The 6,976-nt window shown below is 46.2% G+C and carries 3 protein-coding genes, 16 tRNA genes and 1 rRNA gene; all 20 read right to left on the minus strand.

The window, feature by feature from the left end:
- Nucleotides 1–6 precede the first annotated feature (6 nt).
- Nucleotides 7–1,974 carry a helix-turn-helix domain-containing protein gene (locus ACFVSO_RS20225; protein WP_387476901.1) on the minus strand — a complete coding sequence of 656 codons (1,968 nt, stop codon included), beginning with the start codon at nucleotides 1,972–1,974 and terminating at the stop codon, nucleotides 7–9.
- 274 nt (nucleotides 1,975–2,248) lie between these two features.
- Complete coding sequence (locus ACFVSO_RS20230) at nucleotides 2,249–3,856, minus strand: helix-turn-helix domain-containing protein (RefSeq protein WP_387476903.1); 1,608 nt, start codon at nucleotides 3,854–3,856, stop codon at nucleotides 2,249–2,251.
- Between the two features lie 22 nt (nucleotides 3,857–3,878).
- Nucleotides 3,879–4,853, minus strand: coding sequence for an ABC transporter substrate-binding protein (locus tag ACFVSO_RS20235; protein ID WP_387476905.1), 975 nt, complete (start codon nucleotides 4,851–4,853; stop codon nucleotides 3,879–3,881).
- A 385-nt stretch (nucleotides 4,854–5,238) separates the two neighbouring features.
- Nucleotides 5,239–5,320 (minus strand) — tRNA-Leu (locus tag ACFVSO_RS20240).
- Between the two features lie 34 nt (nucleotides 5,321–5,354).
- Nucleotides 5,355–5,431 (minus strand) — tRNA-Arg (locus ACFVSO_RS20245).
- A gap of 14 nt (nucleotides 5,432–5,445) precedes the next feature.
- Nucleotides 5,446–5,519 (minus strand) — tRNA-Cys (locus tag ACFVSO_RS20250).
- Nucleotides 5,520–5,527: 8 nt separating this feature from the next.
- A tRNA-Gly gene (locus ACFVSO_RS20255) sits at nucleotides 5,528–5,602 on the minus strand.
- Nucleotides 5,603–5,608: 6 nt separating this feature from the next.
- Nucleotides 5,609–5,683: transfer RNA gene (locus tag ACFVSO_RS20260), tRNA-Gln, on the minus strand.
- Nucleotides 5,684–5,714: 31 nt separating this feature from the next.
- Nucleotides 5,715–5,790: transfer RNA gene (locus ACFVSO_RS20265), tRNA-His, on the minus strand.
- Between the two features lie 20 nt (nucleotides 5,791–5,810).
- Nucleotides 5,811–5,884 (minus strand) — tRNA-Trp (locus ACFVSO_RS20270).
- 7 nt (nucleotides 5,885–5,891) lie between these two features.
- Nucleotides 5,892–5,975 (minus strand) — tRNA-Tyr (locus tag ACFVSO_RS20275).
- A 3-nt stretch (nucleotides 5,976–5,978) separates the two neighbouring features.
- Nucleotides 5,979–6,054, minus strand: a tRNA-Thr gene (locus ACFVSO_RS20280).
- A 19-nt stretch (nucleotides 6,055–6,073) separates the two neighbouring features.
- Nucleotides 6,074–6,149, minus strand: a tRNA-Phe gene (locus ACFVSO_RS20285).
- Nucleotides 6,150–6,163: 14 nt separating this feature from the next.
- Nucleotides 6,164–6,240, minus strand: a tRNA-Asp gene (locus ACFVSO_RS20290).
- Between the two features lie 35 nt (nucleotides 6,241–6,275).
- A tRNA-Met gene (locus ACFVSO_RS20295) sits at nucleotides 6,276–6,352 on the minus strand.
- Nucleotides 6,353–6,368: 16 nt separating this feature from the next.
- A tRNA-Val gene (locus ACFVSO_RS20300) sits at nucleotides 6,369–6,444 on the minus strand.
- A 66-nt stretch (nucleotides 6,445–6,510) separates the two neighbouring features.
- Nucleotides 6,511–6,585, minus strand: a tRNA-Glu gene (locus ACFVSO_RS20305).
- Nucleotides 6,586–6,589: 4 nt separating this feature from the next.
- Nucleotides 6,590–6,680, minus strand: a tRNA-Ser gene (locus tag ACFVSO_RS20310).
- A gap of 3 nt (nucleotides 6,681–6,683) precedes the next feature.
- A tRNA-Asn gene (locus ACFVSO_RS20315) sits at nucleotides 6,684–6,759 on the minus strand.
- Between the two features lie 123 nt (nucleotides 6,760–6,882).
- Nucleotides 6,883–6,976, minus strand: a 23S ribosomal RNA gene (locus tag ACFVSO_RS20320); the annotation flags it as partial.

Below are 6,976 nucleotides of genomic sequence, written 5' to 3' on the forward strand. Positions count from 1 at the left end.
AAACACTTATTTAGCTAATGCCAGCAAGTGATTGACAATATGATCAATCAAGGCACTGGAAGTAATGATATCCGTGGACCAAGATAACGTGTTATCAACCGTTATAATCCGATTATGCTGCACAGAAGGTACCGATTTCCAAATCGGATTATCAACAGGAACTTCCGTATCCCCTAAGGAGAGCACATAATCTCCTATGTAAGCGGCCAAGACCTCCATAGAGATTTCTCCCCAATATTTATCTGCGTCAATAATATCAGTTTGAACTTTTGATGGTGCCTTCATTTGAAGTTGATTATAAACGAGTTCGCCAACCGCATGCTTGGCTCCAGCGATGTAGTTACTTTTATCGCTGTATTCTCCCATAGTAACCGTCACGTCTGAAAGACCTGCATTCTGCAAGGCTTGCTTCGCTTCTTCGATTTTTTCGGAATAAGTATTCAAAACAGCCTTAGCCTCTTCCTGCTTGTTCAAAACATTGCCAATAAAATGTATCCGCTCTTCTGTAGTCATATCACCATAAGGGACATAAATGGTAGGTGCAATTTTAGATAAATCTTCATAATTTTCATCACCCCATGCTAAAATGATCAGATCTGGCTCTAGAGTCATGACATCTTCCGGCTCCATAGCTATTTTAGTGGAGGTTGTAATCTGGTTAGCAAAAACAGCCTCTTTCTCGCCCCTTGCCACTCTCGCCACACCTAGAGGAGTTACACCTAGAGCCACCACATCACCAATCAAATAATCAACTATAACACGCTGAGGGTTGTTAGGCACCTCAACATCACCCTTTACTGTGGATATCGTTCTGGTCTGCGAGACTTCTGAAGCTTTCGTCTCCGATGTTTCCGGTTGTGTCGTCTGTTGTGTCTGCGCAGGCACAGGATTCACCGTTCCTCCGTTATTCGCTGGCGTCCCCGACGTACAAGCCGACAACAGCAGCATCATGCTCATCGCCGCCGCCAAGATCATTTCTTTACTTCTTACTTGTCCAAACATGCTTGATTCCTCTTCTCTATAAGACTTGACTAGACCCGCTAGTTCCCTCTCATTGTAAAGAAAATGAGAATCATTATCAATACCATCAACCTGCATGGATAGTGCGTTTATTTTCCGATAATCACTTGGCGTCATCTTGCAATACTTCTTAAACATCCGAAACAGGTTTTTCTCATCTGCAAAACCAGATCCTGTTGCGATCTCTTTAATGGTTGCTTCTGTATGCTTCAAGTCATGACAAGCAGCTTCAATCCTTCTCTGAATGAGGTACTCCTGTAAGCTCATCCCTTCCTTCTTTTTGAACAGCCGCGTCAATTGCCCGCCGCTAATCCCAAACATATCAGCAATTTCTTGAAACATAACCGGCTCCCTGTAATGTTTATTGAGATATAACTTGGCAGTACAGGCCGGGTCTGGCTGGAGATACCGAATCTCACCACGCTCAAACTCTCTGTACACCCCATGAATCAATTGATATAGAAAGCTTTTGGCCTGCAGCTTATCCATCGCCTTGCCGCGGTTCCAGCCATTCATCATCTGTTGAAACCAATCGAGCAGCAATATAGGATTGCTTGGCGTATAACCAAACTGTTGAACAAATGGATTCACTTGCTCCAGTAATTGCTTCAGGCTCTTCTTGAAAAAAACAGGTAATTCTGCTTTATAAAACACCATAAAGGTCTTCACAGGCTCCCCATTTGGCGAAATACTGAGCAAGCTTCCTTTCCCTCCGTGAACTAAAGCGAAGCGTTCCATTCCAAATATGGTTTCATTCAGTTGAATTTGCGCTTCTCCTCCATATGTATAGATAAGCATGCTGCTAGGCATTTTATATTGCTCCAACGGGTATTGGGACGCTACATTCTGAAAGCGTACATCTATTAATGTAATGATCGAACGTGTCCAAATGCTGGCCATCGTATCGATCATCTCCGGTGTAAATACCTGGCTTGCCTCTGCTTCATCGTGCATGTATCCGCACTCCCTTATCCCACTTTTTTCTATTTTATAAAACATCCATAAATTGATTTTGATTATCAATATCATAATGCATTACGTAAGTATATCATCATTAAGTGACATTGGGGAGCAAATAACGGACGTTATGCTTTTCATCATCTTTAAAGTCTGATTTCAATCGAAGTTATTGTTTATGCTCATTTGGAGTACAAGTCGAAGATATCATCGGCTAATGCTAGGAGTAAGGTTTTGTATCCAAATAAAAAAGGCTCATTAGATATGATATCTAATGAGGCATTTGTTGTTTAGTATGAGATACCACTGATTGCAATTGCCAATATAAAGAAGTTGCGTCTATGCTGTACCAATCGGACTCAAGAGAATGAATCTTGTTCTGGGTAATCGCGGGCAAAACGTCCTTGTATGCCATTTTCAGTCGGTTTAACGTTTCGAGTGCAGTCTCATCCTGAACAATGATGAATATAGAATCAGCTGCAAATGCAAGAAACGCCTCGAATTGGACCGGCATGGAGCCCCGCCGCTTATCCTCCGCGCTCCAGTTCTGAAACCAGGATGGCATTTCATAACCAAGCACCTCATAAAATGTTGGGAAGATATTCGGTGCAAATACCCTGATTTCATCCTTCCACATATAAAAGACAGCCGCTGTTTCCCGGGGCCAGTTCTGACTCAATGCTGCGAGCTTTCGGGACACCTCTTCTCTTCTTAATTCATATCGCTCCAGCCACTGCCGTTTCTCCTTCTCCCTGCCTAATATTTGGCTAAGCATATTTAAATGATAAAACGGACCGATACCCTCCCACTCCACGGTAACGGTGGGCGATATTTTGGACAATATATCGATCAGTTCGGCACTCATATAATCGCCTGCCACAATCAGATCCGGCTTCATGGAAGCGATTGTTCCGGCGACCGTCTCGAAAGCGTGATCCAAGGTCTGGACTCCGTTCATATAGTTGCGGAACGGACCTAAAAGACCATTCGTCATGATCCCGAAAGGCTTGATACCCAGCGCAAACAAGTCGCCAGCACATTGCAGTGCAATAATACGCGGGGAATGACGCCAATTCGTCATATATCCCGATGGAGACATGCCCGTCTTTTCTTTGAACCGTTTGCTGTAATAATCGGGATCGGCATAGCCGACTCCCCGTGCAACATCCGTCAGCTTGCCTCCTGAAGAGACAAGCTGACGGACAGATTGGCGAATACGTAACTCAGTCAAGTAATCGACAGGACTCTTGTCCGTCAGCTCAGTAAATATTCTCGTATAGTGCCTGCTGCTGATATTACATGAGCAAGCCAAGTTTTCTATCCGCAGCACGTCTTTGTAATGTTCATGAATATAATCGAGAGTTCCCTCCACAAGTTTCCGTATACTCTTGTGGTGTTTGTCGGAGGCATAGTTATGTTTCAGAACGGCAAGCAGTAAACGCTCAAATCGCACATGCCGCTCGAATTGCTCCAACGGGTCCTTCGTAAGCTGATTTCCCTTCAAATCCTGCAACTCGGCGGCTACCTCCACATCAGGAGGCGCCTCTGCGAAGCCTTCATACGGGAACCGAGCCATTGGAGCGGATAATGTGCCGACTTCGTTAAAAGCGGCCAGCATCATTTGCAACTGCTCTGCTTCTCCGGCTCGGATTGTGATCAGCGAGAAAGAAGGAGCAATAAAAATCGCTCCTTCTTTCAGCGCATACATTTTGCTATCTAGTGTCAGGCGGCCGTTGCCTCCGTAACAGACGATCAGACAGCACCCCTCAAGCAGTTCGGGATCGCTGGAACTCCCAGCGGTTAAAGAAAAACTTCTGATTTCTCTCATCCGGTATAGCGGATATTCCATAATTTTGTCTTCAAACCGATCACTTAGCAACGGAAAGCCTCCTTACTTGTCTCTATTCGGTCAATACTTCGATGGCATTCTGTAGCTGCCATTCCAACAATACCGGTTCAAAGCTATACCAGTTCGGATCAAGCACATAAACTTTGCCCTCCTTGAATGCCGGCAATGTTTTCAACACGCTTCTCTGCATCTCCTCTACTAACTCTGTACCAAACGTTTGCTCAGCAATAATGAATATCCGGTCAGCAGCATAATCGGCCACGACCTCACGCGAAATCGTTTCCGATGCGAAGTCTTTGTCCTGACTTAACCGTTCTTTCATCTTCTCCGTCGGCTGGAATCCAATATCGTCAAATAGAGTGGAAATGACCTGTGGAGCCAGCAAGTTAATGGAAGTTCCCCATGCATAAAATACGGAAGCCGTTTCACCGGGCTTGATATGGTCCGAAAGACGATCCTTCGTCTGCTGCACAAGCTGTTGATACGATTCAAGCCAAGCCCGCTCTTCCTCATGCCTGTCCAGCAAGTCTGCAAGCGCCGTTAAGCGATTCATATTGTTCGTCTCCGACCATTTAAGCAGAACGACCGGTGCAATTTTCTCAAATGCCTCCAACTGTTCGGCCGTCAAATAATTTGCTGCAATAATGAGATCCGGCTCAAGTTCAAGCGACTTCTCCAGGCTCGGCGGATATCCGATATCTTCCACGCCGTCCATCAATTCAAGGAATGGAGGATTGAAGAAACGCGGTGCCGTTCCTACCGGTTTAATGCCTAGTGCTGATAAATATCCTGTAAATTCTAAAGAAACAATCCGTTGCGGATGGGTGGGAACCTCTACTTCCCTGCCGGTCGGATCCGTGAACACTTTTGTAGCAGGCTCTGCAGGCTCGGTAATATCGACTGCAGGCTTCGTCTTAGCCGGAGCAGATACGGACTGATTCTGCCCGGTCCCTGTGCATCCGGCAATCCACACCATAAGACTAAGAATAACACCTAGTTTAACAATAAGATGATCCATTCGTTTCATGTTCTTCCTCCCGAGTAATAACGATTATCATTATCATTATAAATTCTATTCAATCATTAAACAACGGAGTAATCCGACAACATAGCATCCCATTTGGTCGTCTTCTGTCCGAAAAGTCCGACGGCTAACATGAATGCTTATCTTGACTACAGTTCAAAGATTTCGTCTACACAGTTATGAGCAACACTCTGCAATTCCCAATTATGCGAAAAGCCCTTAAATCGTATCCATGTTCGTCAAACTATTCATAGGCTTGAATCGAAGATGCAAGCCCACTTTTGCTTTATGATCGAACGATTAAGTTCAAAAGTATCTGAGTGGAGTAATCAAAACATAAAAAAAGCTCATTAGATATAATATCTAATGAACCATTTGTTGTTTAGTATGGTGCCGGTGAGAGGACTCGAACCTCCACGGTTTCCCTCACGATTTTGAGTCGCGCGCGTCTGCCATTCCGCCACACCGGCACATGATATAAGATTGCTTTTGTTAAAATTAAAATGGCGCGGCCTAAGAGATTCGAACTCCTGACCTTTTGATTCGTAGTCAAACGCTCTATCCAGCTGAGCTAAGGCCGCACACTATGGGGTTGTGGAGGCGCCACCCAGACTCGAACTGGGGGTAGAGCTTTTGCAGAGCTCTGCCTTACCACTTGGCTATGGCGCCAAAAAAAATGGAGCGGAAGACGGGAATCGAACCCGCGACCCTCGCCTTGGCAAGGCGATGCTCTACCGCTGAGCCACTTCCGCATGTAATGGCTGGGGATTCAGGGATCGAACCTGAGAATGACGGAGTCAAAGTCCGTTGCCTTACCGCTTGGCTAATCCCCAACAACATATTCAGTTTCAATTAAGGTGTAAATGGGGCGACCGAGGGGAATTGAACCCCCGAATGTCGGATCCACAAACCGATGCGTTAACCACTTCGCCACGACCGCCATGGAACACCTTATGAAATTGGCAGGGGCAGCAGGAATTGAACCCACACCAAAGGTTTTGGAGACCTTTGTTCTACCTTTAAACTATGCCCCTAGGTAAATGGTGGAGGATGATGGATTTGAACCACCGAACCCGAAGGAAGAGATTTACAGTCTCCCGCGTTTGGCCACTTCGCTAATCCTCCATGTGGTGCCGTCGAGAGGACTTGAACCCCCAACCTACTGATTACAAGTCAGTTGCTCTACCAGTTGAGCTACAACGGCATATTCAATTATTGAAAAATGGTGGCTCGGGACGGAATCGAACCGCCGACACGAGGATTTTCAGTCCTCTGCTCTACCGACTGAGCTACCGAGCCTGATGATGTTATAATGGCGGAGCTGACGGGATTCGAACCCGCGGTCTCCTGCGTGACAGGCAGGCATGTTAGGCCTCTACACCACAGCTCCACATCATATGTACCCGGATGTCTCCGTTGGTAATTTGGTTGCGGGGGCAGGATTTGAACCTGCGGCCTTCGGGTTATGAGCCCGACGAGCTACCGGGCTGCTCCACCCCGCGTCATTAAAAGCAATTATGGTGGAGGATGACGGGATCGAACCGCCGACCCTCTGCTTGTAAGGCAGATGCTCTCCCAGCTGAGCTAATCCTCCATGTTGAGCGACTTTTATATCTTATCACATATCTCTATAAGATTGCAAGTCCTTTTTGAAAAAAGTTGGTGACCCGTAGGGGATTCGAACCCCTGTTACCTCCGTGAAAGGGAGGTGTCTTAACCCCTTGACCAACGGGCCTTACTGGCAGAGAGGAAGGGATTCGAACCCTCGATACGCGATTAACGTATACACGATTTCCAATCGTGCTCCTTCGACCACTCGGACACCTCTCTGTATGGCTCCCCGAACAGGACTCGAACCTGTGACAACTCGATTAACAGTCGAGTGCTCTACCAACTGAGCTATCAGGGAATATGGCGTTTTTCGCTGATCACGCATCCTGAATCTCTTCAGAAAAGACGCAACCATGCATTTCAAGATGTTTTGCACCCTGAAAACTGGATACGAAAGTAACTGTTGAATCATCCTTAGCAGTAGGATAAGCCCTCGACCGATTAGTATTCGTCAGCTCCACACATTGCTGTGCTTCCACCCCGAACCTATCAACCTCGTCGTCTTCAAGGGGTCT

The organism is Paenibacillus sp. NPDC057967 (assembly GCF_042887015.1).
Classification (GTDB): Bacteria; Bacillota; Bacilli; order Paenibacillales; family Paenibacillaceae; genus Pristimantibacillus.